This is a genomic window from Glycomyces mayteni, assembly GCF_042428885.1.
GTDB classification, from domain to species: Bacteria; Actinomycetota; Actinomycetes; order Mycobacteriales; family Micromonosporaceae; genus Glycomyces; species Glycomyces mayteni.
In genome coordinates this window covers 136,746-161,050 of record NZ_JBHMBP010000001.1, presented here as the reverse complement: position 1 = coordinate 161,050, position 24,305 = coordinate 136,746, and the positions used below count along the sequence as shown (strand labels likewise).

Annotated in this window: 25 protein-coding genes; 18 read left to right on the top strand and 7 right to left on the bottom strand. The window is 72.1% G+C overall.

Annotated features, from left to right (window positions below; all coding sequences use genetic code 11):
* The first annotated feature begins 20 nt into the window (after positions 1–20).
* Positions 21–1,256 (top strand): molybdopterin molybdotransferase MoeA, encoded by a 1,236-nt coding sequence (locus ACFFXY_RS00770; RefSeq protein WP_382344918.1) that lies wholly within the window; start codon positions 21–23, stop codon positions 1,254–1,256.
* A 66-nt stretch (positions 1,257–1,322) separates the two neighbouring features.
* Positions 1,323–1,967: a GNAT family N-acetyltransferase gene (locus ACFFXY_RS00765; protein ID WP_382344916.1), complete on the top strand. Its 645-nt coding sequence runs from the start codon at positions 1,323–1,325 to the stop codon at positions 1,965–1,967.
* Here ACFFXY_RS00765 and map read toward each other — a convergent pair.
* The gene (gene map / locus ACFFXY_RS00760) at positions 1,964–2,731 is read right to left on the bottom strand and encodes a type I methionyl aminopeptidase (RefSeq protein ID WP_382344914.1); all 768 of its coding nucleotides are present in this window, start codon (positions 2,729–2,731) and stop codon (positions 1,964–1,966) included. The two genes, ACFFXY_RS00765 and map, sit on opposite strands and share 4 nt — an antisense overlap.
* A gap of 53 nt (positions 2,732–2,784) precedes the next feature.
* On the opposite strand from map, the gene ACFFXY_RS00755 reads away from it, so the two are divergent.
* The 4 genes from ACFFXY_RS00755 (at position 2,785) to ACFFXY_RS00740 (ending at position 5,173) form a co-directional block, all read left to right on the top strand.
* On the top strand, positions 2,785–3,039 hold the full coding sequence (locus ACFFXY_RS00755) for a helix-turn-helix domain-containing protein (RefSeq protein WP_382344912.1): 255 nt from the start codon (positions 2,785–2,787) through the stop codon (positions 3,037–3,039).
* A 64-nt stretch (positions 3,040–3,103) separates the two neighbouring features.
* Complete coding sequence (locus ACFFXY_RS00750; RefSeq protein WP_382344910.1) at positions 3,104–4,237, top strand: 5-(carboxyamino)imidazole ribonucleotide synthase; 1,134 nt, start codon at positions 3,104–3,106, stop codon at positions 4,235–4,237.
* Positions 4,237–4,749, top strand: coding sequence for a 5-(carboxyamino)imidazole ribonucleotide mutase (purE, locus tag ACFFXY_RS00745; RefSeq protein WP_382344908.1), 513 nt, complete (start codon positions 4,237–4,239; stop codon positions 4,747–4,749). The genes ACFFXY_RS00750 and purE overlap by 1 nt, the downstream gene beginning before the upstream one ends.
* Positions 4,750–4,789: 40 nt before the next feature.
* Entirely contained in the window at positions 4,790–5,173 is a 384-nt protein-coding gene (locus tag ACFFXY_RS00740; protein ID WP_382344906.1) for a RidA family protein, read from the top strand.
* On the opposite strand, the gene ACFFXY_RS00735 is transcribed toward ACFFXY_RS00740, so the two are convergent.
* A complete protein-coding gene (locus tag ACFFXY_RS00735; protein WP_382344904.1) occupies positions 5,170–6,324 on the bottom strand; it encodes a class I SAM-dependent methyltransferase in 1,155 nt (384 codons plus the stop codon). The genes ACFFXY_RS00740 and ACFFXY_RS00735 overlap by 4 nt on opposite strands.
* A gap of 224 nt (positions 6,325–6,548) precedes the next feature.
* Here ACFFXY_RS00735 and groES point away from each other — a divergent pair, with 224 nt between their 5' ends.
* Positions 6,549–6,848, top strand: a complete 300-nt coding sequence (gene groES, locus ACFFXY_RS00730) for a co-chaperone GroES (protein ID WP_198667284.1) — start codon at positions 6,549–6,551, stop codon at positions 6,846–6,848.
* Positions 6,849–6,904: 56 nt separating this feature from the next.
* Positions 6,905–8,533, top strand: a complete 1,629-nt coding sequence (groL, locus tag ACFFXY_RS00725) for a chaperonin GroEL (protein WP_382344901.1) — start codon at positions 6,905–6,907, stop codon at positions 8,531–8,533.
* 230 nt (positions 8,534–8,763) lie between these two features.
* Here the strand turns inward: groL and ACFFXY_RS00720 are convergent, their stop codons facing one another.
* Positions 8,764–10,500 (bottom strand): P-loop domain-containing protein, encoded by a 1,737-nt coding sequence (locus tag ACFFXY_RS00720; RefSeq protein WP_382344899.1) that lies wholly within the window; start codon positions 10,498–10,500, stop codon positions 8,764–8,766.
* A gap of 190 nt (positions 10,501–10,690) precedes the next feature.
* On the opposite strand from ACFFXY_RS00720, the gene ACFFXY_RS00715 reads away from it, so the two are divergent.
* A complete protein-coding gene (locus ACFFXY_RS00715; RefSeq protein ID WP_359952482.1) occupies positions 10,691–11,311 on the top strand; it encodes a helix-turn-helix transcriptional regulator in 621 nt (206 codons plus the stop codon).
* Positions 11,312–11,391: 80 nt separating this feature from the next.
* Here ACFFXY_RS00715 and ACFFXY_RS00710 read toward each other — a convergent pair whose 3' ends face one another.
* Together ACFFXY_RS00710 and ACFFXY_RS00705 are read right to left on the bottom strand one after the other, a co-directional pair.
* Positions 11,392–12,576, bottom strand: a complete 1,185-nt coding sequence (locus ACFFXY_RS00710) for an amidase (protein WP_382344896.1) — start codon at positions 12,574–12,576, stop codon at positions 11,392–11,394.
* Complete coding sequence (locus tag ACFFXY_RS00705; protein WP_382344894.1) at positions 12,569–13,633, bottom strand: acetamidase/formamidase family protein; 1,065 nt, start codon at positions 13,631–13,633, stop codon at positions 12,569–12,571. Before ACFFXY_RS00705 ends, ACFFXY_RS00710 begins: the two co-directional genes overlap by 8 nt.
* A 72-nt stretch (positions 13,634–13,705) precedes the next feature.
* On the opposite strand from ACFFXY_RS00705, the gene ACFFXY_RS00700 reads away from it, so the two are divergent.
* The 5 genes from ACFFXY_RS00700 (at position 13,706) to ACFFXY_RS00680 (ending at position 18,123) form a co-directional block, all read left to right on the top strand.
* The gene (locus ACFFXY_RS00700; protein WP_382344892.1) at positions 13,706–14,359 is read left to right on the top strand and encodes a GntR family transcriptional regulator; all 654 of its coding nucleotides are present in this window, start codon (positions 13,706–13,708) and stop codon (positions 14,357–14,359) included.
* Positions 14,360–14,427: 68 nt separating this feature from the next.
* Positions 14,428–15,174, top strand: a complete 747-nt coding sequence (locus tag ACFFXY_RS00695) for a sulfite exporter TauE/SafE family protein (protein ID WP_382344889.1) — start codon at positions 14,428–14,430, stop codon at positions 15,172–15,174.
* A gap of 14 nt (positions 15,175–15,188) precedes the next feature.
* Positions 15,189–16,385 (top strand): amidohydrolase, encoded by a 1,197-nt coding sequence (locus ACFFXY_RS00690; protein ID WP_382344886.1) that lies wholly within the window; start codon positions 15,189–15,191, stop codon positions 16,383–16,385.
* A gap of 140 nt (positions 16,386–16,525) precedes the next feature.
* Positions 16,526–17,278 carry an ABC transporter ATP-binding protein gene (locus ACFFXY_RS00685; RefSeq protein ID WP_382344884.1) on the top strand — a complete coding sequence of 251 codons (753 nt, stop codon included), beginning with the start codon at positions 16,526–16,528 and terminating at the stop codon, positions 17,276–17,278.
* Complete coding sequence (locus ACFFXY_RS00680) at positions 17,275–18,123, top strand: ABC transporter permease (protein WP_382344881.1); 849 nt, start codon at positions 17,275–17,277, stop codon at positions 18,121–18,123. The genes ACFFXY_RS00685 and ACFFXY_RS00680 overlap by 4 nt, the downstream gene beginning before the upstream one ends.
* 6 nt (positions 18,124–18,129) lie before the next feature.
* Here ACFFXY_RS00680 and ACFFXY_RS00675 read toward each other — a convergent pair whose 3' ends face one another.
* Complete coding sequence (locus ACFFXY_RS00675; protein WP_382344878.1) at positions 18,130–19,335, bottom strand: hypothetical protein; 1,206 nt, start codon at positions 19,333–19,335, stop codon at positions 18,130–18,132.
* Between ACFFXY_RS00675 and ACFFXY_RS00670 the strand changes: the two genes are divergently transcribed.
* Entirely contained in the window at positions 19,313–20,503 is a 1,191-nt protein-coding gene (locus ACFFXY_RS00670) for an amidohydrolase family protein (RefSeq protein ID WP_382344876.1), read from the top strand. The genes ACFFXY_RS00675 and ACFFXY_RS00670 overlap by 23 nt on opposite strands.
* 15 nt (positions 20,504–20,518) lie before the next feature.
* Here the strand turns inward: ACFFXY_RS00670 and ACFFXY_RS00665 are convergent, their stop codons facing one another.
* Entirely contained in the window at positions 20,519–20,887 is a 369-nt protein-coding gene (locus ACFFXY_RS00665) for a DUF5319 family protein (RefSeq protein ID WP_382344873.1), read from the bottom strand.
* Positions 20,888–21,072: 185 nt separating this feature from the next.
* Between ACFFXY_RS00665 and ACFFXY_RS00660 the strand changes: the two genes are divergently transcribed.
* From ACFFXY_RS00660 to ACFFXY_RS00650, 3 genes are all read left to right on the top strand, one after another.
* Positions 21,073–21,267: a hypothetical protein gene (locus tag ACFFXY_RS00660; protein WP_382344871.1), complete on the top strand. Its 195-nt coding sequence runs from the start codon at positions 21,073–21,075 to the stop codon at positions 21,265–21,267.
* 274 nt (positions 21,268–21,541) lie between these two features.
* A complete protein-coding gene (guaB, locus tag ACFFXY_RS00655; RefSeq protein ID WP_382344868.1) occupies positions 21,542–23,032 on the top strand; it encodes an IMP dehydrogenase in 1,491 nt (496 codons plus the stop codon).
* 24 nt (positions 23,033–23,056) lie between these two features.
* The gene (locus ACFFXY_RS00650) at positions 23,057–24,178 is read left to right on the top strand and encodes a GuaB3 family IMP dehydrogenase-related protein (protein ID WP_382344866.1); all 1,122 of its coding nucleotides are present in this window, start codon (positions 23,057–23,059) and stop codon (positions 24,176–24,178) included.
* Positions 24,179–24,305 lie beyond the last annotated feature (127 nt).

Here is a 24,305-nt window from a genome sequence, read left to right as displayed (position 1 = left end):
CGACGGGGGGATGAGGAGAGATGGGGACCGGCGACGCGACGCCATTGGCCGACTTCCTGTCGAAGGCGCTGGCGCTCGTCCGACCCCTGCCCCCGGTCGACATCGACATGACCCAGTCGACCGGGTCGGTCCTCGCCGAGAACGCGGTCAACCCCGGGCCGCTCCCCGCCTTCGACTACGCCGCGATCGACGGCTACGCGTGCGCGGCCGACGACATCGCGGGCGCGAGCCCCGAACGGGGCGTGGGCCTGAAGGTCCTCGGCGACCTCGCCGCGTCCTCGTGGCGCCCGGTGCGCCTGGTCGCGGGCACGTGCTTCTCGGTCGCCGCGGGGGCCGCGCTCCCCGTGGGCGCCGACATCGTGGTCCCGCTCGCGTGGACCGACGAGGGCATGGCGACGGTGGACGTCCGCCAGGCGCCCCGCCGCGGGCACGGCGTGCGCCGCATGGGCTCCGAGCGGGCCGCGGGCGAGATCCTCGCCCACGAGGGCCGCCGCGTCACCCCGCAGCTCGTGGGGCTCCTCGCGGGCGCCGGGATCGCCGACGTCGTCGTGAGGCCCACGCCGCGCGTCGTCGTCATCGCCACCGGCGACGAGCTCGTGGACACCGGCCGCCCCTCCCAGCCCGGCCAGCTCATCGACGTCAACTCGCACCTGGTGACCGCCGCGGCCTCCGAGGCGGGCGCCCACGCGTACCGCGTCGGCATCTGCGACGACGAGCCCGACGCGCTGCGCTCGGTCCTCGACGACCAGATCCTCCGCGCCGACCTCGTCATCACCACCGGCGGCACCGGCACCGGCCCCGGCGACATGGTCCGGCGCACGTTCTCGCGCGACGGCGCCGTCGACTTCTCGCCGATCGCCGTGTACCTGTGCGAGACCATGGGCTTCGGAACGATCGGCCCCGAGGAGGTCCCCGTCGTGTGCCTCCCCGGCGACCCCGTCGCCGCGACCATCGCGTTCGAGGTCGTCGCCCGCCCGCTCATCCAGCGGCTCGCGGGCGCCGAGCCGGTTTTCCGGCCCAGCGTGCGCGCCAACCTGACCGAGCCCGTATCCTCACCGAGCGGACTCAGGGAGTTCCGCCCCGTCCGCGTCGCCGAGCGCCGCGGCGGCGGCTACACCGTCGCACCGCTCGGTGCCACCTCATACACGCTCTCCGGTCTCGCCGAGGCCACCGGCCTGATGACGATCGGCGAGAACGCGACCCGGGTGCCCGCCGGGTCCACGGTGGACGTGCTCCTGCTCGACAGGAACCGATGACCCACACCGACATCCAGCCGGACGGCCCCCGATGACCGTCCCACGAACGCAGTTGGACCCAGACCGATGACCCTTTCCAACCCCGGATGGCCGGTGCACCTCGAACACGAGCAGGTGAGCGTCCGGCCCTTCCGCCGCTCCGACGCCAACCGCTGGTCCGAACTGCGCCGCGCCAACGAGGCCTGGCTCGCCCCTTGGGAGCCCGGCACCGGCACCACCTGGCATGAAGCCCACTCGCCCGCCGCGTTCCGCGCGATGCTGCGCAGCCTCAAGCGGTCCGTCAAGGACGGCACCAGCTGGCCCCTCGCGGTCTGCTGGGACGGCAAGCTCGTCGGCGGCCTCACCGTCGGCAACATCGTGCGCCGCGCCTTCGGCTCCGCCTACGCGGGCTACTGGATCGACCGCGGCCACGCCGGGCGCAACATCACCGCGACCGCGCTCGCGCTCGTGGTGGACCACGCGCTCACCGTCGGCCGCCTGCACCGCATCGAAGTGAACATCCGGCCCGAGAACGGGCCCTCGAACCGCGTCGCCGAGAAGCTCGGCCTGCGCCGCGAGGGCCTCCACAAGCGGTACCTGTACATCGACGGCGACTGGCGCGACCACTACGGGTACGCCGTCACCGCCGAGGAGGTCGTCTCGGAGCGCATGGTCGACCGCTTCGAGCGCCTCAAGCGCGCCGAGGCCGAGCGCCCCGCGTCCTCGTCCTAGTCGCGTGCCGTGAGGACGATCGGCCCGTCCTCGGTGATCGCGACGGTGTGCTCCATGTGCGCGCCGCGCGAGCCGTCGGCGCTGCGCAGCGTCCACCCGTCGGGGTCGTAGACGATCTCGTCGGTGGTCTGGAGGAACCACGGCTCGATCGCGATGACCAGGCCCGGCTTGAGCTTCATGCCCCGGCCGGGGCGGCCGTCGTTGGGCACGTGCGGGTCGCCGTGCATGGTCCGGCCCACGCCGTGCCCGCCGAACTGGGTGTTCACGCCGAGGCCGTCGCCGCGCGCCACGGTGGCGATGGCGTGCCCGACGTCCCCGAGCTTGTTCCCGGCGACCGCCGCGCCGATGCCCGCTTCGAGCGCGCGCGTGGTGGTGTCGATGAGCCGCAGGTCCTCGTCCTTCGCCTTGCCGACCACGACCGACAGCGCCGAGTCCGCGACCCAGCCGTCCACCTCGGCCGCGAAGTCGAAGCTCACCAGGTCGCCGTCCTTGAGCTTGTAGTCGTGGGGGAGGCCGTGCAGGACCGCGTCGTTGACGGAGGTGCACAGGACCTTCCCGAAGGGGCTCCCGCCGAACGAGGGGTGGTAGTCGACGTAGCAGGAGACCGCCCCGGCCTCCTTGATCCTGCGGGCCACCAGGTCGTCGAGGTCCAGGAGGTTCATGCCGACGTCGGCGGTGCGCGCCAGCTCCGAGAGCGTGGCGGCCACGAAGCGGCCCGCCGGGCGCATCGCTTCGATCTCGGCGGGGGAGTACAGCTCGATCATCGTCGGCCTTCCATAGGGTTCCGGTATTTGTATACCGGTACTATAATACCGGTATGATCCGACCGCCGCTGAGGCCCGAAGAGCACGACCGCGGCCGCGCCCTCGGCCGGGCGCTGCGCACGGCCCGCGGTCCGCGCAGCCTCCCCGACGTCGCCGCCGAGGCCGGGATCTCCCCGGAGACGCTGCGCAAGATCGAGACCGGCCGCATCGCCACACCGGCGTTCTTCACCATCATGGCCCTCTGCGACGCCCTCGGCGTGGCCCCCGACCAACTCCTCGAAGTGGCCGAACATCCCATCACCGGTTGATGACCAGGTCACGCCGGTTTACGTTCGTAAACGCTCGCTTTTGAGCACGGGTTAGGCTCTCGCCGTGGATGCCGCGACCCAACTCCCGACCGTGGGCATGATCGGTGCCGGCCAACTGGCCCGCATGACCCATCAAGCCGCCATCGCCCTCGGCCAGAGCCTCAAGGTCCTCGCGGGCGACCCGGCCGAGAGCGCCGCCGTCGTCGCCCCCGCGACCGTGCTCGGCGACTACCGCGACGTCGAGGACCTCCGCGGCTTCGCCAAGGGCTGCACCGTGGTCACCTTCGACCACGAGCACGTCCCCCAGGAGGCGCTCCAGGCCCTCGTCGCCGAAGGCGTCGACGTCCAGCCCCGCCCCGAGGCCCTCCTCTACGCGCAGGACAAGCACGCCATGCGCACCCGCCTCACCGGCCTCGGCCTCCCGCAGCCGCGCTGGGCCCCCGTCGACTCCATCTCCGACGTCGAGGCCTTCGGCCTCCCCTGCGTCCTCAAGGCCGCGACCGGCGGCTACGACGGCAAAGGCGTGTGGATGGTCGACACGCCCGGCGACGCGCAGGCCGTCCTCGCCTCCGGCATCCGCCTCATCGCCGAGGAGCGCATGCCCCTCCAGCGCGAGCTCGCGATCCAGGTCGCGCGGTCCCCGCGCGGCGAGACCGCCGTCTACCCCGTCGTGGAGACCGTCCAGACCGGCGGCATCTGCACCGAGGTGATCGCCCCCGCGCCGCACCTCGACCCCGCCGTCGCCGCGCAGGCCAAGGAGATCGGCGAGACCGTCGCCCGCGAACTCGGCGTGGTCGGCATGCTCGCCGTCGAGCTGTTCCAGACCTCCAAGGGCCTGTTCGTCAACGAGCTCGCGATGCGCGCCCACAACTCCGGCCACTGGACCATCGAAGGGGCCGAGACCAGCCAGTTCGAGCAGCACCTGCGCGCCGTCCTCGACTACCCGCTCGGCTCGACCGCCCCGGTCACGCCGTACACCGTCATGGCGAACGTCCTCGGCGGCGCGCCCGGCGGCCCGCGCCTGGACGAGCGGCTCCAGCACCTCCTCGCCGACGACCCCGGCGCGCACGTCCACCTCTACGGCAAGGCCGTCCGGCCGGGCCGCAAGATCGGCCACGTCACCGTCCGCGGCGACGACCCCGACCTCCTGCGGCGCCGCGCCCTGCGCGCCGCCAAGTGGCTCCAGGAAGGCGAGTAATGACAGAGCAGCAGCCGCGCGTCGGCGTCATCATGGGCTCGGACTCCGACTGGCCCGTCATGGAAGCGGCCACCGCCGCCCTCGACGAGTTCGGCGTCCCCTACGAGGTCCGCGTGGTCTCCGCCCACCGGACCCCCCACGGGATGCTCAGCTACGCCGACTCCGCCGCCGGGCGCGGCCTCCAAGCGATCATCGCGGGCGCCGGCGGCGCCGCCCACCTCCCCGGCATGGTCGCCTCCGCGACCCCGCTCCCCGTCATCGGCGTCCCCGTGCCCCTCAAGCACCTCGACGGCATGGACTCCCTCCTCTCGATCGTCCAGATGCCCGCGGGCATCCCCGTCGCCACCGTCTCCGTCGCCGGGGCCCGCAACGCCGGCCTCCTCGCCGTCAGAATCCTCGCCGCCGCCGACCCCGACCTCCGCGCCAAGATGGAGGCCTTCCAAGTCGACCTCGAACGAATGGTCGCCCAAAAAGACGCCAACCTCCGCTACAAACTCACCCACCCCGAATAAGCGGTGGCGCGCCGACAGGGCCGGTGTCTAGCCTCGGCGGATGAGTGGACTGCATCCGACCGGCGGGTATGAGCACGTGACGATCGTCGAGGCGGGACGGCTCGCGTTCCTGGCCGGGCAGTGCCCGGTCGACGGGGACGAGCGGGTCGTCGGGGTCGGGGACCTGGAGCGGCAGATCGAGCAGGTGGCTGCCAACTGCCTTGCGGCGCTGGCGCATGCGGGCGCGAAGCCCGAGGACGTGGTCCGGTCGATCGTGTACGTGGTGAGCAGCGAGAGCAACGTGGTCGGCGGCGCCTGGCACCGGCTCTCGGAGCACCCCGAGCTCGGCCCGGCGTTTAAGGCCGCCAGCACCGTCACGGGCGTCACCGCGCTCGGCTACCAGGACCAGCTCATCGAGGTCGACCTCACCGCGAAGCTGGACTAGACCTCGGCGCAGAGGATTGCGACGTGGTCTCCGGCGAGGCGGGTCGCTACCAGGGTGGCTTCGTTGGGGCCCTTGAGTTTGAGTTGTCTTCTGAGGGCGGCGGGGTCGATGCCGGTGCCTCGTTGCTTGATGGTGAGGCGGCCGATTCCCCTTTCGGCGAGGAGGGGCTTGAGCTTCTTGGGGTGGAGGGGCCAGACCTCTCCGACCTTCCAGCGGCGGGCGAACGGGGATTCGGCGAGGGTGTCGCTGTAGAGGTAGGCGATCTCCTCGCTTCCCGTGCGGGCGTTCAGGGTCTCGGCGAGTTCGGCCACCAGGCCCGCCCTGATCACGGCGCCGTCGGGTTCGTAGAGGTAGTCGGCGACGTCGCCCACCTCGGCCCGTTCCTCCCCGGTTCCCGTCAGCTCGTGCCACTCGCCCGCTTTGAGCAGGCTCGCGCGTCTCGGGACCTCGGCGGCCTCGCCCAGCCACAGGCAGGCCTCCACGACGTCGCGGTCCACCGAGACCCATTCGGCTTCGGCGCCCGCGGGGATCCAGTCGTGGGAGATGCCGGGGCCGAGCTTGACGGCGGCGAAGCGCGCGGTGCGGAGGCGGGCGAGGAGCGGGTCCAGGGGCGGGGAGTAGTCGGCCGGGTTGAAGTTGCGGGTGCGGCCGGAGCGGCGGGCCGGGTCGGCGAAGGCGGACTCGGCGAGGGGGGTTTCGAGGGCGTCGGCGACGGTCACCCGGACCGGGAGGCCCAGGGCCGCGGCGTTCGCCGCCGCGTAGCCCGCGGTCGCCTCGCTCATGTCGACCGCTTCGACCGCCATGCCCGCCTGCGCGAACGCCAGGGCTTCGGTGCCCAGGCCGCAGCACAGGTCCGTGACCTCGTGGACGGCTGCGGCGAAGCGGGCCGCCCTGCGCTGCGCCACCGGCCAGCGCGTGGCCTGCTCCAGGCCCGCCCTGGTGAAGTACAGCCGGGGGGCGAGGTCGCCGAACTTGGCGCGGGCGTGGCGCCGCAGGTCCGCGAGGGTCAGGGCCGCGGCGGCAAGGTCCGGGTCGATCCCGGCCTTGCGGAGGGCGAGCGGGGCGCGGTCGCCGTCGCGTTCGAGGGCTTCGGCGGCGCGGGTCTGGAGCCCGGGGTCGGCGAGGAGGGCGTTGGGCAGGCTCGTTTCCACGGGACCATGGTATGACCTGTGAGACCCGTTGTTGACGCCCCCACCTGGGCGAACTAACGTCGGCCTTAGCACTCGCAGGACGAGATTGCTAAGCGCTATGATCGCTTTGGCACTCTCTCCGTGAGAGTGCCAGCCACGGGCCGGTGCCTCGGCACCCGCGACGACGAGACCCGCGCTGTCGTGGCGGACATCCGCACTGCACAGAACAGGTTTGGAGAAACCAAGTGAGCAAGGCTGCCATCAAGCCGCTGGGCGACCGCATCGTGGTCCAGGCGAACGAGGCCGAGACCACCACCGCTTCCGGTCTCGTCATCCCCGACACCGCCAAGGAGAAGCCCCAGGAGGGCACCGTCCTCGCCGTGGGCCCGGGCGCCTTCGACGACAAGGGCAACCGCCTCCCGATCGACGTGAAGGTCGGCGACACCGTCATCTACTCCAAGTACGGCGGCACCGAGGTCAAGTACAACGGCGAGGAGTACCTCGTCCTGTCCTCGCGCGACGTCCTCGCGGTCGTCGAGCAGTAGAGCGCGCACCGGGCCCTCGCCAGAGGGCCCGTCCGCGTTCCTAGGAAAGGGAACCAATGCCGAAGATTCTCAACTTCGCCGAGGACGCGCGGCAGAACCTGCTGAGCGGTATCGACCAGCTCGCCGACACCGTGAAGGTCACGCTGGGCCCGAAGGGCCGCAACGTGGTCCTCCAGCGGTCCTTCGGCGCGCCGCTGATCACCAACGACGGCGTGACGATCGCCAAGGAGATCGAGCTCTCGGACCCGTACGCCAACCTCGGCGCGCAGCTGGTCAAGGAGGTCGCCACCAAGACGAACGACGTCGCGGGCGACGGCACCACCACCGCGACCGTGCTGGCGCAGAAGATGAGCCGCGCGGGGATCAAGGCGGTCACGGCCGGGGGCAACCCGATCGCGATCCGCAAGGGCATCGAGGCCGCGGCGAACGCCGTGTCCGAGGAGCTGCTGCGCCAGGCCATCGAGATCTCCGACCACGAGCACATCGCGCAGGTCGCGGCCGTGTCGGCGCAGGACCCGGAGATCGGCGAGCTCATCGCGAAGGCGATGGACGTCGTCGGCGCCGAGGGCGTCATCTCGGTCGAGGACGGCTCCAGCCTGGAGACGATCCTCGAAGTGACCGAGGGCATGCAGTTCGACAAGGGCTTCATCTCCCCGAACTTCATCAACGACCAGGACTCGCGCCAGACGGTCTTCGAGGACCCGTACATCCTCATCACCAACGCGAAGATCTCCTCGATCGAGGAGCTCCTGCCGGTGCTGGAGAAGGTCATCGAGACCTCGAAGCCGCTGCTCATCATCGCCGAGGACGTCGAGGGCCAGGCCCTCGCGACCCTGACGGTGAACGCCCTGCGCGGGACGCTGCGCGTGTGCGCCGTCAAGGCCCCGGCCTTCGGCGACCGCCGCAAGGCGATCCTGGGCGACATCGCGACCCTGACGGGCGCCGAGGTGGTCTCCTCGGAGATCGGCCTGGAGCTCAAGGCCGCGGACCTGTCGCACCTGGGCCGGGCCCGCCGCGTCACCGTCTCCAAGGACGCCACCACGATCGTGGACGGCGGGGGCGAGCGCGACGAGGTGGACGCCCGCATCGCGCAGATCAAGCAGCAGGCCTCCACGACCGAGTCGTCCTGGGACCGCGAGAAGCTGGAGGAGCGTCTCGCGAAGCTCTCCGGCGGCGTCGCCGTCATCCAGGTCGGCGCGGCCACCGAGGTCGAGCTGAAGGAGCGCAAGCACCGCATCGAGGACGCGGTCAACGCGACCAAGGCCGCGGTCGAGGAGGGCATCGTCGCCGGCGGCGGCGCGGCCCTGGTCCACGCGATCGCGGTCCTCGACAAGGTGGAGCTCGCCGACCCGGAGGCCCGCGTGGGCCTCAAGATCGTCGCGGCCGCCCTGTCGGAGCCGCTGCGCCAGATCGCCGCGAACGCGGGCGAGTCGGGCGACGTGGTCGTGGCGACGGTCGCGGGCAAGGGCTGGCGCGAGGGCTGGAACGCGGCCACCGACACCTACGAGGACCTGGTCTCGGCCGGCATCCCCGACCCGGTGAAGGTCACGCGCAACGCCGTCCTGAACGCCGCCTCGATCGTGGGCCTCGCGCTCACCACCGAGGTGACGATCGTGGACAAGCCCGAGGAGGAAGAGGAGACCGCCGGTCACGGCCACTCCCACTCCCACGGGCACTCGCACTAAGCCCGGGATCTCCTGAGCGACAAGCGAATACGACGAGGGGCGCCGACGATGTCGGCGGCCCTTCCGCGTGCCCGGAGGCGGGGCCCGGGCTTCTGGACGCCCGCGGAACCGCAAGTGTCAACATCCCGACAGTTTGTCGCGCGGCTGTCGGGAAACCGATAGAGTTCAAGAGCCTTCGCGGCCTTTGGGGATCGGAGCCGCGAAGGCACTTTTACGCCTGATTCAAGGCGTTACGCGGGTGCGTCCCGCACCCGCAGCTCCCGCATCCGGTTGAGCGCCGCGGCCACCTCGAACCGCCTGGGCACCGCGAAGTCCGCGTCCCGCACCCGCAGCAGCACCTCCTGGCCCTCCGCGTCGAGCGCCGCGTCCAAGCGGTCCAGCGCCTCCGCGACCGTGGCCTCCCCGTCGATCCACCCCTGCCGCACCGCGGCCTCGATCGCGTACCCGATCCCGGCGGTCATGGAGTGGTCGGTGATCTGCTCGACGGCCCGCACGTCGATCTCGGACTCCCCGAACCGCAGCCCGTCGGTGTCGTCGGCGCGGATCTTCTGCTTCCCGCGCGACTCGGAGCTCACCGACCGCGGGTCGATGACGCGCGGGCGCGGCGTCCGGAACCCCTCGGCCTCGACCCGCCGCCCGGTCGGCTTGGCCGCCAGGGCCTTCGCGCGCTCGGTGACGTCCTCGGGGACGTACGCGTCCATGAGCACCACGCGGTCGGCGACGTCCATGTAGTCGCCGGAGCCGCCCATGACGAGCACGACCGCGACGCCGTGCTCGTCGGCCATCGACCGCACCACGTCGACCAGGGGCGTCAGCGGCTCGCGGTCCTTCGCGACGAGCTCCTGCATGCGCGCGTCGCGGATCATGAGGTTCGTGGCGGCCGTGTCCTCGTCGATGAGCAGCACGCGCGCACCGGCTTCGAGGGACTCGACGATCGCGGCGGCCTGCGAGGTGGACCCGGAGGCGTTCTCGGTGGAGAAGTGCCGCGTGTCGTCCCCCGAAGGCAGGTGGTCGACGAACGCGTGGACGTCGACGCCGGTGACCGCGCGCCCGTCCTCGGCCCGGACCTTGACCGCGCCCCGGTCGGCGACGACGAAGTCGCGCCCGTCCCCGGGCACGTGGTCCCACACCCCGGACTCCAAGGCCCGCAGCAGGGTCGACTTGCCGTGGAAGCCGCCGCCGACGATGAGCGTGACGCCCGGCGCGATCCCCATGCCCCGGACCCTGCCCGCGTGCGGCAGCTCCACCTCGACCGCGAGCGAGTCGGGGGAGCGGAACGGCACCCCCTTCTCCAGCGGCCGGTCGTCCACTCCGGACCGCCTCGCGAGCATCGCCCCGTCGGCGACGAACGCGACGAGTCCGATATCCGACACCTGCTTCCGCAGGGCCGCAACGTCATCGGCGTGGCGCACCCACGCGCCGGCTTCGCTCTCGCCGACGGCGAGCGCGTCGTCCGCCGCGTCCGGCAGGTCGTCGCACAGCAGCCGCGCGGCCTGGCGTCCGGCGATGCGCCGCCCGTGCCCCGGGAACTGCGCGCCGAGGCGGAACACGACCGACCCGTCCTCCCCGACCTGGCACGACGCGCGCCGCAGGATCTCCTGGCCGCCCGCGTCGATCCGCAGGTCCCTTGTCGGACATGCCTTCCGGAACCGCTTCGCGAGGAGCACCGCGAGGGCGCGGCGCCGCTCCTCGGTCGCGTACCACTCCGGCAGGAGGTCCGCGGTCTCGGCGTCGAAGCGCAGCTCGACGCGGCTCGGCGGGGCGAACGGATCGGACTGGACTTTCAAAATGTCCAGAATCGCCGGTCCTGTCCACCATTTGCCACGCAAGGATTTATATCGGCCGTAACTCGTACCTTCCAGGGCCGTTAGTTCGTTAGACAGGTCATGGCGAGGTGGATGTGAACGATGATCACCAAAATCGCGGGACTCGGCCCGGTGCTGTCGTCCGCCTCTTCGCTGTGTCATGCCCCCAGTTTCCCATCAGGGTCGAGGTCTTCGCGTCAGCGAACCCGAACACCATGCGTCCACGCCTCTTCCCGGAATCCTCGAAAAGTCACTCGAAAAATTCGCGCGAACTCGCGTCATGGCGGCGGACCGCCTGCGTGCTGGATACAGAGAGACACGCACGGCCTACCGCACCGAAAGGTAGAACAAAGTGAGAACCGTACTGGTCTGTGTTAAGACTCCTCAAGCCGGACAGAAGATCTCGGCCTGCGCGACCCGCATGGGCCTGGCGCAGGCGGTCAAGTCGGTCGAGGGATCGCCCGAGCTGTTCCTTGAGCTCGGCCGCCGCCAGGTGGACGTGGTGCTGGTCGACGTCGGCCTCGCCGCCCCGGACCCGGTGAAGTTCGTCAAGACCGTCCGCGCCCGCTCCCCGCGCACCGGGGTCCTCCTGTCCGGCGCTGCGGACCCCCGTACCGCCGCGATGGTCGTGGCCGCGGGCGCCCGGGGCGTCATCCGCACCCCGTCCAACAACTCCGACGACCTCCTGGTGGCCCTCGCCCAGGCGATCATGTTCGCCTCCCCGAGCCTCCAGCGCGTCACCGAGACCGTCCCGAGGCAGCGCTCGACCCTCCAGGGCATGAAGCTGACCGAGCGCGAGCTCCAGGTCCTGCGCGGCATGTCCGAGGGCAAGTCCAACGCCGAGATCGGGCGCGACCTGTTCGTCTCCGAGGACACCGTCAAGACCCACGCGCGGCGCATGTTCCGCAAGCTCGGCGCGCGCGACCGGGCCCACGCGGTGGCCGAGGCCTTCCGCTCGGGACTGGTCTGCTAGTCCGCATCCACTGAGGACTGACGCGGCGCCGTCCGGCAGGAGCGGCACCACCGCGGGGAGCTGGCAGGCCCCCGCCGGGTTCAGTCCGGATCGGCAAGCGCCAGAAGGACCTCGTCGCCTCCCGGAGTGGCGACGAGCTGAAGTCCGACCGGGAGGTCCTCGACCAGCCCGGCCGGAAGGGCCAGCCCGGGGGCACCGGCGAGCCCTGCGATGCACGTCAAGCGCACGATCGCCTCGCGGTCGGGTTCCTCACCGATCAGCGGCGCGGGTCCGGGCGCGGCGGGGATCGCGAGCGCGGTGCCCTCGGGGAGCCGGTCCCTGACGAGCGCCACCACGCCGCTGCGGACCCGCTGCGCCCGCGTCACCTCGGCGCTGGTCAGCTTCGCCGCGTTGGCGAAGCGCGCCTTGACGCCCGGCCCGAACTCGGGCCGGGACGCCTCGATCCACGCGCCGTGCGCCTGCCACGCCTCCCAGGCCTGGAGCACGGCGTACGCGCGCCTGGCGTTCTCCAGCGGCGCCACGGCGGGCGCCGCCTCGTGGACGAGCCCGAACTGCGGGTCGTCGAAGAACGGCGACGTGTCCACCTCCAGGCCGAACGCCTCGACCGCGGGCATCACCGCCGCGCGCGTCGCGGGCGCGATCTCGTCCCAGATGTCGCCGGGCGCCAGGAGCCTGCGGATCGGCGCGTGGTCCTCGGCGGGCTCGTCGAGGAGCACCTGCATGGCCAGGCGCAGCGTGTGCGCGTCCCTGGTGAGCACGCCCGCGGTGTCGAACGTCGGCGCGAGCGGCACGGCCCCGCGCAGGCTCACCCGCTCGTGCGTGGGCCGCAGCCCGTACAGCCCGCAGTAGGACGCGGGGACCCGGATCGACCCGCCGGTGTCGGTGCCGAGCCCGATGTCCGCCAGCCCCAGCGCGACCGCCGACGCCGAACCGGACGACGACCCGCCGGGCACGCGGCCGGGCGCGGCCGGGTTCTCGGGGGTCCCGTAGTGGAAGTTCGAGCCGTTGAGGCTCCACGCGAGCTCGTCGGTGACGGTCTTTCCCACGACGCGTGCGCCCGCCGCGCGCAGCAGCGCCACGGCCTCGGCGTCGGCCTCCGGCGGCACGTGCGTCTCCAGCCAGCGCGGATTGCCTGCGCCCGTGGGCGTCCCGGCCAGGTCGAACAGGTCCTTGACGGCGAGCCGGAGCCCTTCGAGGGGCCCGGCGGAGCCGGTGCCTTCGTAGACGACGCTGTCCTCCACGAGGGCGATGAACGGGTCAGTCAAGATCCAACTCCTTGGGCAGCGTGACGTGGGCGCCTTTGACGAGGTCGACGACCTGCGAGATCCGCACGTCCACGGCCGCGCTCAGGTACGCGAGCGCGACGGGCCCGGGGATGCCGCGCCGCTCCCGCAGGAACGCGAGCGCGGCCCGGGTCGCCTTCCGGACGGCCTCGTCCAGGTCCTCGTCGAGCCCCGTCGTGATCCAGTGTTCCCCGGTCTCGGCGTACGGGCCGCCAAGGGCCGCGGCGAGTCTCCTCACGTCGGGGTCCGCGTGCACCGTCAGCCGCAGCACCGCGCGCAGCGGCGCCTCGAACGCGGTGAGCGCGACCTCGCCGTCCCCCTGCGAGAAGTGCGGGTCGCCGCAGTAGAACGACGCGCCCGGGACGGCCACAGGCAGGTAGAGCTTCGCGCCCTCGCCGAGCAGCCGGATGTCGAGGTTCCCGCCGTGCGGGCCCGGCGGCACCGAGTGGACCGGGTCGGCCGTGTCCGGCGCGGTGCCCATGATCCCCAGGAACGGCGCGAGGCCGAACCGCAGCGACCTGCCGTCGCCCACGGGGATCACGCCGCGCCCGCGGCCGTCGACCGTGGCGACGGTGCTCACGGTGCCCTCGCCGAGCGGGTACTCCCCGGCGAGCGCGCCGCGCCCGTGCCGGTTGCTGACCACCCCGTACGGGGCGCGCCGCTCCAGTTGCAGCACTTCCACTTCGAGGACGTCGCCGGGCTCGGCCCCGGCCACGTGGACCGGTCCGGTGACGACGTGTGGCCCGGCCCCTTGCGCGCGCACGCATTCGCGGGCGATGCGCACGGCGTCGTCGAGGACCTCCCCGATCCCGTTGGCGCCGAAGAACGCCGCCGGGTCGCCGCCCTGGTCCTCAAGCAGCCCTTCATGGCTGACGGTGTCGATGCACACGGTCTCGCCGGAGCGGACCTTCAGGACCGGCGCGGACGCCGCGTTCGGGAGGCGCCCCCACTGGACGGTGTCGGGCCGGGACGGCAGGTAGTGGTCGGCGCGGACGAAAGCGGCGCGGTCGAAGGAGGCGAGCGGCTGGAGGAGCGTCATGGGGCGGCACCGCGTTCCGGGGGCGAGGGAGTGTATACGAGAATGGTGGCCTGATCGTAGTGGAGGGAATCCATGGCTGGGGACAAGGGTCCGCGGCGGGCGCCGCAGGAAGCGGTGCGCGCGGTCCGCGAGGACATCATCCGGGGCGTGTTCGCCCCCGGCGAGCGGCTCACCGAGGACGCCCTCGCGGCGCGGTACGGCGTCTCGCGCGTGCCCGTCCGCGAGGCCCTGCGGGTCCTCGAAGCCGAGGGGTTCGTCGAGGCCAAGCCCTACGTCGGGGTCTTCGTCAAGGAGCTGAGCGAGGCCGAGGCGGAGGACCTGCTGGAGCTGCGGTCGGTGATCGAGCCGATGTGCGCGGCCCGCGCTGCCCGCAACCGCACCCCCGAGCAGCTCGGACGCCTGAAGGAACTGGTGAACCTCGGCTGGGACGCGGTGCGCGAGGGCCGCCTCGAAGAGGTGCCGCGCCTGAACTCCCGCTTCCACGAGGTCATCGCCGAGGCCTCCGGCTCGGAGGTCCTCGGCCAGATGATCCGCCAGCTCAGCCAGAAGATCGCGTGGGTCTACGCGGTCGGCCTGACGCTGCGCGCCGAGGACTCCTGGCGCGAGCACGAGGAGATCCTCGCGGCCCTGTCCGCCGGGGACGCCGACCGCGCCTCGGGCCTGCTCGGGCAGCACATCCTGCGGGCCACCACGGCCTACCGCAGGCGCCTGCGGCCGGAGGCCTGAACGCCTCCCGAACCCCGCCGCGACACGTTGTATACGATTGGGTCCGCCACCGTTCCCGGAAGGACCCCATGGACCCGCAACACCTCGCCCTGCTGCTCGCCGCCGGATTCGGGGCGGGCCTGTGCAACGCCATCGCCGGAGGCGGCAGCCTCCTGACGTTCCCGGCGCTGCTCGCGATCGGGCTCCCGCCGGTCCCCGCCACCGTCACCAACGCCGTGTCCGTGTGGCCCGGGTACGCCGGGAACGCCTTCGCGCTTCGCAAGCACCTCACCGGGTTCCGGCCGGTCCTCGCGCGCCTGGTCGCCGTCGCCGCCGTCGGCGCGGTCGGCGGCACCGTCGCCCTCCTCGCGGCCCCGCCGGAGGTCTTCACCGCGCTCGTCCCGTACCTGATCCTCTCGGCCACCGCCCTGTTCGCGTGCCAGCCGCTCATCACCCGCCGCCTCGCCGCCCGCGGCGGCGGCCCCTCGGCGCCCCTGCTCTACGCGGGCGTCTTCATCGGCGGCGTCTACGGCGCGTACTTCAACGGCGGCATGGGGATCGTGTTCCTCACCGCGCTCGCCCTCGGCATCGACGCCGTCATCGGGCGGCTCAACGGCCTCAAGGCGCTCCTGGCGCTCACCACCGGGACCGCCGCGATGGTCTCCGTCTCGATCTTCGGCCCGGTCGACTGGCTCGCCGTCCTGATCCTCGCGCCCGCGTGCCTCCTCGGCGGCTTCGCGGGCGCGCGGCTCGCCGACCGCCTCCGGCCGATCGTCTTCCGCGTCGTCGTCATCGCGTTCGGCACCGCCGCCGGGGCCGCGATGCTCCTCACCTGACCGAAAGGACCCCCATGACCGACCTCCTCCTCAGGAACGGCCGCCCCTGGACCCCCGGCCTGCCCCTCCGCTCCGCCGACATCGCCGTCGCCGGCGGCCGCATCGCCGCGGTCGGCCCCGGCCTCGACCTCGAAGCGGCCGAGGTGATCGACCTCGACGGCGCGATCGTCCTCCCCGGCCTCGTGGACGCCCACTGCCACCTCGACAAGACCATGTTCGGCGGCCCCTGGACCCCCAACACCGGCGGGCGCACCCTCGAAGGGCGCATCGCCAACGGCGAGGGCCGCCGCGCCGAGCTCGGCGTCCCCAGCGCCGACTACGCCGCGAACCTCCTGCGCGCCATGGCCGCCGCCGGGACCTCCTTCGTGCGCAGCCACATCGACATCGACCCCGAAGTGGGCCTCGGCGGCGTCGCGGCCGTGCGCGAGGCCGCCGCCCGCCTCTCCGGCGCCGTGGACGTCGAGCTCGTCGCCTTCCCCCAGGGCGGCCTGCTCACCCGGCCCGGCGTGCCCGCGCTCCTCGAAGCCGCGCTCGCCGACGGCGTCGGCACCGTCGGCGGCCTCGACCCCGCCGGGTTCGACCGCGACCCGACCGGCCAGCTCGACCTCCTCTTCGACCTCGCCGAGCGCCACGGCGCGAGCATCGACGTCCACCTCCACGACCGGGGCCTGCTCGGCGCGTGGGAGTACGAGCTCATCATCGAGCGCACCAAGGCCCTCGGCATGGCCGGGCGCGTCGCCATCAGCCACGCGTACGCCATGGGCGGCCTCGAACCCGACCACCGGCGGCGCATCGCCGAGGCCCTCGCCGAAGCGGGCGTCGCGATGATCACCTGCGCCGTCGGCGGCGCCCCCGTCGTCCCCGTGCAGGTCATGGCCGACGCGGGCGCGCTGCTCGCCCTCGGCAACGACGGCATCCGCGACCTGTGGACCCCGTACGGCGACGGCGACATGCTCCGCCGCGTCAACCAGGTGTCCTTCCGCGACCGGCTCATGTCCGACCCGGAGATCGAGCTCGCGCTCGCGGCCGGGACGCACGGCGGCGCGGCCGTCCTCGGGCTCGACGGGTACGGCCTCGCGGTCGGATGCAACGCGGACCTGTTCGCCGTGACCGCTTCGGCCCCAGCGGAAGCCGTGGTCAGCGTCCCGACGCGCAAGCTCGTCGTCAAGCGCGGCGCGGTCGTCGCCCGCGACGGCGTCCTCGCCGCCTGATCGTATACGAAACATCCGCGTCATCGTCCGGACCGGAGCCTGCAATGGTATACCGGTAGAACTTGAGTCATGAACGCACGGCTCAACTCCGAACACGGGCTTGGGCCGGGTCATGTATACGACCGCCTCGGGCGGTCGCGATGAGCATCGACCCGGCCCTCGCCTTCCGCGGGACCTCCCTGACCTTCGCGAACGGCACCCGCGCGCTCCACGACGTCGACCTGGAGATCCGCCCCGGCGAACTCGTCTCCCTCGTCGGCCCCTCCGGCTGCGGCAAGTCCACGATGCTCCGCCTCGCGGCCGGGTTCGAGACCGCCACCTCCGGCGCGGTCGAGGTCGGCGCCGGCCGCCTCGGCTACGTCTTCCAGGAGGCCACGCTCCTGCCCTGGCGCACCGTCGCCCGCAACGTCGAGCTCCCCGCCGAACTCGCCGGCGTCCCCAAGGCCGAGCGCCGCGCCGCCGCCCTCGACGCGATCGAACGGGTCGGCCTGGCGGACTTCGCGAAGCACCGCCCCTCCCAGCTCTCCGGCGGCATGCGCATGCGCGCCTCCATCGCCCGCGCGCTCACCGTCAAGCCCGAGCTGTTCCTCTTCGACGAGCCCTTCGGCGCCCTCGACGAGATCACCCGCCAGCGCCTCAACGAGGAGGTCGGCGGCCTCTTCGCGCGCGAGGGCTTCGCGGGCGTGTTCGTCACCCACTCGGTGCCCGAGTCGGTGTTTATGTCCACCCGCGTGGTCGTCCTGCGCGGCCAGCCCGGCGAGGTCGCCGCCGACATCCCCGTCCCCTTCGACTTCCCCCGCGACCCCGAGCTGCGCTACACGGCCGCGTTCGCCGACGTCGCCGCCGAGGTCTCGGCCGCCCTGCGCGGCACGAAGAGGGAGGTCGCCGCGTGACCGCCGTCCTCGACACCCCCGACACGGAAGCGCCGCAGGCGAAGTCACGCCCGAAGGTCCGCTGGCCCTTCAAGACCGCGCCCGTCCGCGTCCTCGCCCCGGTCGCCGTGTTCGCCCTGGTGATCGCCGCGTGGGCGGCCTCCAGCCACCTCCTCGTCCCCGAGGCGTCCCGGTTCCTGCTGCCGTCCCCGGAGGCCGTGGTCGCCGAGGGGCTCCTGGACCCGCTGGCGCGCACCGAGATCCTGACGGCCCTGTGGAACACCGTGCAGGTCGCCCTGTGCGGCCTGGCGATCGCGATCGTCCTCGGCGTGCTGTTCGCCGTGATCATGAGCCAGGCCCGGTGGGCCGAGTTCTCCCTGTACCCGTACGCCGTGGTGCTCCAGACGATCCCGATCCTCGCGGTGGTGCCGCTGTTCGGGTTCTGGTTCGGGTACGAGTTCGGGTCGCGGGTGATCGTGTGCGTCATGGTCTCGCTGTTCCCGGTCGTCACGAACACGCTCTTCGGCCTCAAGTCGGTCGCGGCCGCCGAGCACGACCTGTTCACCCTCCACGGCGCGACCCGCTTGCAGCGCCTGTGGAAGCTCCAGCTCCCGGCGGCCCTGCCCGCGATGATCTCCGGGTTCAAGATCTCCGGCGGCCAGGCGATCATCGGCTCGATCGTCGCCGACTTCTTCTTCCGCCAGGGCGTCCCGGGCGTCGGCCGCATGATCGACGTCTACCGCCAGCGCCTCGCCACCGAGGAGCTCCTCACGGCCCTCCTGCTGTCCTCGCTCGTCGGCCTGTGCCTGTTCTGGGCGTTCGACCTCCTCGCCGGACGCGTCGACCGCCTGCACGGCAAGCGATAACGCCCCTCACGATCCCCTTAGGAGTAACCCATGCACCGCAGATTCACCGCCGCCGCGGCGGCCCTCACCGGCGCGAGCCTCCTCGCCGCCTGCACCGCCACGACCGCCGACGTGCCCGCCCCCACCGGCGAGGGCGTCCTCGCCGACATCTGCCCCTCCACGATCGTCATCCAGACCGACTGGTTCGCCACCCCCGAGCGCGCCGCCGCGTTCCAGCTCGTCGGCCCCGACGGCACCGTGGACGTCGAGAAGGGCGCCTACACCGGGCCCCTCGGCGACACCGGCGTCAACGTCGAGGTCCGCCTCGGCGGCCCCTTCCTCGGCGGCCAGCCCGTGCCCGCGCAGATGTACCAGGACACCTCCATCACCCTCGGCTTCGTCCCCACCGACGACGCGGTGCGCGCCAACGCCGAGTTCCCGGTCACCGGCGTGTTCGCCTCGCTGGAGGTCACGCCGCAGATCGTCATGTTCGACCCGGCGACGTACGACGTCGACTCCTGGGACGACGTGAAGGCCACCGGCGCCCCCATCGTGTACACCGAGGGCAAGGTCTTCATGGACTACCTCATCGCCCAGGGCTACGTGGACCCCTCGCAGGCCGACGCGTCCTTCGACGGCACCCCGAGCCGCTTCGTCGCCGAGGGCGGGCGGGTCATGCAGCAGGGGTACGTGTCGAACGAGCCGTACCGCTGGGAGCACGACGTCGAGGGCTGGATGAAGCCCACCGACTACCTGATGATCGACGACGCCGGGTACGAGGTCTACCAGCACGCCTGGTCGGTGCGCTCGGGCGAGCTGGAGGAGCTCGCGCCGTGCCTGACCGAGCTGGTGCCGATGCTCCAGCAGGCCCAGATCGACTACGTCACGGACCCCGAGCCGGTCAACGAGGCCATCCTGCGCATCGCCGAGACGATCCCCGACGGGCCGCCGATCACGCTGGAGGGCAACGCGGACTCGGTCGAGGTCCAGCTCGCGGAGGGCATCGTCTCCAACGGGCCCGACGACACGCTCGGCAACTTCGACACCGACCGCGTCGACCGCGTCATCGCCGCGGTCCTCCCGATCTTCGAGGGCTACGGCGAGACGATCCCGGACGGCCTCAGCGCCGACGACCTCGTCACTAACGAGTTCATCGACCCCGCCATCGGGCTCCCGGCGGCCGGGCGCCCCCGTCCCCGGAAGGACCCCCGTGCCCCCACTCGCCCGGATCACCCGCGCCCGCACCGCCGACGGCCTCCAGGACCTCCACATCGCCAACGGCCGCATCACCGGCGCCCCCGGACCGGGAGCGGTGTTCGACGCCGCCGGGCGCGTCGTCCTTCCCGCATTCACCGATGCGCACGTCCATCTCGACAAGGCGTTCCTGCTCCCCGCGATCGAAGACGCGCTCGCCGCCGAGGGCGCTGCCCTCACACCCGACCTCGGGGACGCCATCGCCACCGTCGCGCGGCTCCGCGACCGCCTCCCCGCGGGCACGGTCGCCGCGGGCGCGCAGCGCGCGGCCGACACCTTGCTGCGCAACGGGACCACCGCGGCCCGCGCGATGGTCGAGATCGACCCCGCCACCGGGCTCGGCCTCCTCGAACTCCACCGCGGCCTCGACACCCGCCTGGACCTCCAGCTCACCGCCTTCCCCCAGCGCGGCCTCGAACTCCCCGGCCAGACCGACCTCATGCGCGCCGCCATGCGCGAAGGCGCCCGCATCGTGGGCGGCTGCCCCTACGTCGACGCCGACCCCGCCGCGCACCTCGACTTCGTGTTCGGCCTCGCCGAGGCCACCGGCGCGCCCGTGGACCTGCACCTCGACTTCTCCGACGACCCCGGCGCCTCCCAGATCGGCCTGGTCGCCGACCGCACCCGCGCCCTCGGCCTCCAGGGCCGCGTCGCGATCGGCCACGTCACGACCCTCGCCGCCATGGACGACCCCGACAAGGCGCTCGCGGCCCTCGCCGACGCCGGGATCGCGCTCGCGGTCATGCCCGCCACGGACCTCTACCTCGCCGGGCACCCGCGCGCGGCCTCCGGCGGCTTCGCGACCCGCTCGGTGGCCCCGGTGCTGCGCGCCGCCGAACTCGGCGTGCGCGTCTCGATCGCCAACAACAACCTCTGCAACCCGTTCGCGCCCTACGGGAACGGGAGCCAGCTCCAGGCGGCGTGGCTCGCGGGGCTGCTCTTCCGGGCCGCCGCGCCCGCCGACCGCCGCGTCCTGCTCGACGCGATCACGGCGAATCCGGCGGCCGTCCTCGGCCTGCCCGCGCGCGGCCCGGCCCCGGGCGCGGTCGCCGACCTCGTGGTCGTGGAGGCGGACCGGATCGGGGACGTGGTCGTGCAGTCGCCGCGCATCGCGGCTGTCGTCAAGGACGGGGCGCTGATCGCCTGACCGCCCGGCGGCCCCTCAGCTCTCCTGGCCGTGCGTCTTCAGCCAGCAGTCGCAGAACCCGCGGGCGTAGTCCCAGGTCACGTAGTGCGCGGGGTCGGGGTCGAACGCGGGCTCGTGGACCTGCGCGCAGTTGGCCTCCAGCAGGCCGCGCAGGTTCGCCATGAGCAGGCCCCACGTGAAGTAGTGGGGCTCGTCGCAGTCGGCGCAGTCGACGACCACGCCCCGGAAGCCCTGCGGTTGCAGGACCTTCTCGAACATCTCCAGTTCGTGGAGGTCCTCAAGGAGGTCGGCGCGGTCGTCGTCGTCCAGCTCGGGTTCGAACGGGGCGAGCGCCTCCGCGTGGTCGGGATCGTCGGCGAACGGGTCGCGAGGCTCCTCATACACGCTTCCCAGCCTAACGCCACCGCGCGCCCGCGCGCCCGAGCACAGCGCGACGTGGCCAGGTGAACGCGGGTGCGCGGCCCGGACTCCCGGATGCGTGCCATCGTCGCGATCGGGTGCTGACACCGCGTGCGCCGCTGGTTAGGCTGGGCCGCAAGTAACCCCGACGGATGCGAGGAGACGGGCACATGGACGGTTTCGGCGAGAACGTGGAAGAGATCTTCGACGACGTGGTGGACGGGGTCGCGGACGCGGTCACCGACATCGACGCCACCGAGGTGTGGGAGGACGTCAGCGACGGCGCCACCGAGGCGTGGGACGCGGTCTCGGGGAGCGAGGTCTTCGAGACCGTCTCCGAGGAGGCCGGGGACCTCTTCGAGTAACCCCCCTCACCACACCCCTCAACTGAACACCCCCTGCACTTGACAGATCAGCACTCACAGGACCGGCCCCGGCGACACCGTCCGGGGCCGTGCCGATTCAGCGGATGACCGGATGCCCAGCTCTCCGCCGTGAATCACACCCCAAGGGGACGTGTGCGACGCGGGGCGACGCCCGTTACGGCACTACCATTGCCCCATGGCGTTCTCAGGGGATTTCGGAATTCAAGGGCTCGAAGGCGCTGCCGGCGAGCGTGTCGGAGGCACCACGGTGCCCATGGGCGCGGCGAGTGCGATCCCGCTCGGCCTCACCTACGACGACGTGCTGCTGCTGCCCGGCGAGTCCGACGTCGTTCCGGCGGGGGTCGACACCTCCTCCCAGCTCACCCGCAACATCCGCATCTCGGTGCCGCTCCTGACCGCGCCGATGGACACCGTCACCGAGGCCCGCATGGCGATCGCCATGGCCCGCCTCGGCGGCCTCGGCATCCTCCACCGCAACCTCCCCGCGGAGGAGCAGGCCCAGCAGGTGGACCTCGTCAAGCGCTCCGAGTCCGGCATGGTCGCCGACCCGGTCACGTGCTCGCCCGAGGACACCCTCGGCCAGGTCGACAAGCTCTGCGGCAAGTACCGCATCTCCGGCCTCCCGGTGACCGACGAGAAGGGCAAGCTCGTCGGCATCATCACCAACCGCGACATGCGCTTCGAGACGGACCACTCCGTCAAGGTCGCCGCGGTCATGACCCGGGAGCACCTCATCACCGCGCCCGAGGGCGTCTCGCAGGACGAGGCCCTCGAACTGCTCAAGAAGCACAAGATCGAGAAGCTCCCGATCGTCGACGCGGACTTCTACCTGCGCGGCCTCATCACCGTCAAGGACTTCGCCAAGCGCGAGGAGTTCCCGAACGCGTCGAAGGACGACTCGGGGCGCCTGCGCGTCGGCGGCGCCATCGGCGTCGGCGAGGACCAGTACGCGCGCGCCGGGCAGCTCGTCGAGGCGGGCGTGGACCTCCTCGTCGTCGACTCCTCGCACGGGCACTCCCGCGGCGTGCTCGACATGATCGCGTCGATCTCGAAGGACTTCGGCCACAAGGTCGACATCATCGGCGGCAACATCGTGACCGCGCAGGCCGCGGCCGCGATGATCGAGGCGGGCGTCGACGGCATCAAGGTCGGCGTCGGCCCCGGCGCGATCTGCACCACCCGCGTCGTCGCGGGCGTCGGCGCGCCCCAGGTCTCCGCGATCATGGACACGGTCCGCGTCGCCCGCGAGCGGGGCGTCCCGGTCATCGCCGACGGCGGCATCCAGTACTCCGGCGACATCGCCAAGGCCATCGTCGCCGGCGCGTCCACCGTCATGATGGGACAGCTGTTCGCAGGCTGCGCCGAGAGCCCCGGCGAGCTCATCTACATGAACGGCAAGCAGTTCAAGCAGTACCGGGGCATGGGCTCCCTGGGCGCCATGCAGTCCCGCGGCCAGGCGAAGTCCTACTCCAAGGACCGCTACTTCCAGGACGCGGTCGACTCCAACGACAAGCTCGTCCCCGAGGGCGTCGAAGGTCAGGTGCCCTACCGCGGGACCCTCGCACAGGTGGTCTACCAGCTGGTGGGCGGTCTGCGTATTGCGATGGGGTACACCGGGGCCGGTACGATCGAGGGGATGCATGAACGCGGCCGTCTGGTCCGGATCACCGCTGCGGGCCTCAAGGAGAGCCACCCGCACGACATCCAGATGACCGTGGAAGCGCCCAACTACCACACGCGGTAGTCGGGCCCGGTAGGAGGAGAGACTGTGCGGGAATTGGTCGAGATCGGCCCCGGCAAGATCGTGGCGCGCGGCTGGCGGCTGTCCGAAGTGGCGCTCGTGCCGACCCGGCGCACCAGGGACATCGACGATGTCTCCACCGAATGGCAGCTCGACGCCTACCGGTTCGAGATCCCGGCGGTCGCGCATCCCTCGGATGCGACGATGAGCCCGGCGTCCGTGATCGAGATGGGCCGCCTCGGCGGCCTGGGCGTCCTGAACGGCGAAGGGCTGTGGTGCCGCTACGTCGACCCCACCTCGCTGCTCAAGGAGCTCGCGGACACGCCGGCGGAGAACGCCATCGAGCGGCTCCAGGAGATCTACGCGGAGCCGGTGAAGCCCGAGCTCATCGCCGAGCGGATCGCCGAGATCCGCGCGGGCGGGATCACCACGGCGATCCGCTTCAGCCCGCAGCACACGGCCGAGCTCGCGCCGCTGGCGGTCGAGGCGGGCGTGGACCTGCTGGTCATCCAGGGCACCATCGTCTCGGCGGAGCACGTCTCCTCCGGCGGCGACGTCCTGAACCTGAAGCAGTTCATCGCCGACCTGGACATCCCGGTCGTCGTGGGCGGGGCCACCAACTACAAGACGGCGATGCACCTGATGCGCACCGGTGCGGCGGGCGTCATCGTCGGGGTCGGCTCCGACGACTGGTCGACCACCGACACCGTGCTCGGCATCGACGTGCCGATGGCCTCGGCGATCGTGGAGGCCGCGGCGGCGCGCCGCGACTACCTCGACGAGACGGGCGGACGCTACGTCCACCTCATCGCCGACGGCGAGGTCACCAACTCGGGCGCCATCGCCAAGGCCGTCGCCTGCGGCGCCGACGCGGTCATGCTCGGCTCGATCCTCGCCGACGCGGCCGAGTCCCCGGCCGCCGGCGCCTGGTGGCACTCCGCCGCCTCCCACCCGAAGCTCCCCCGCGGCCGCTTCCGCCCGGGAGACTCCGGCGACGTCGAAGTCCCCGACCTCGAAGCCATCCTCTACGGCCCTTCCAACTCCTCCGACGGCTCCCAGAACCTCTTCGGGGGCCTCCGCCGAGCCATGGCCAAGACCGGCTACACCTCGGTCAAGGAGTTCCAGAAGGCCAGCCTGGTCACCGCCTAACAACAAAAGCCGAATCGGGGCCCGGACGCATCCGCGTCCGGGCCCCAGCGCGTTCGCGACGGCTGCGCGGCACCATCGAAACCGGATCGGCCGTTCGGGTGGGGGTCGGCGATAATGGGGGAGGGTT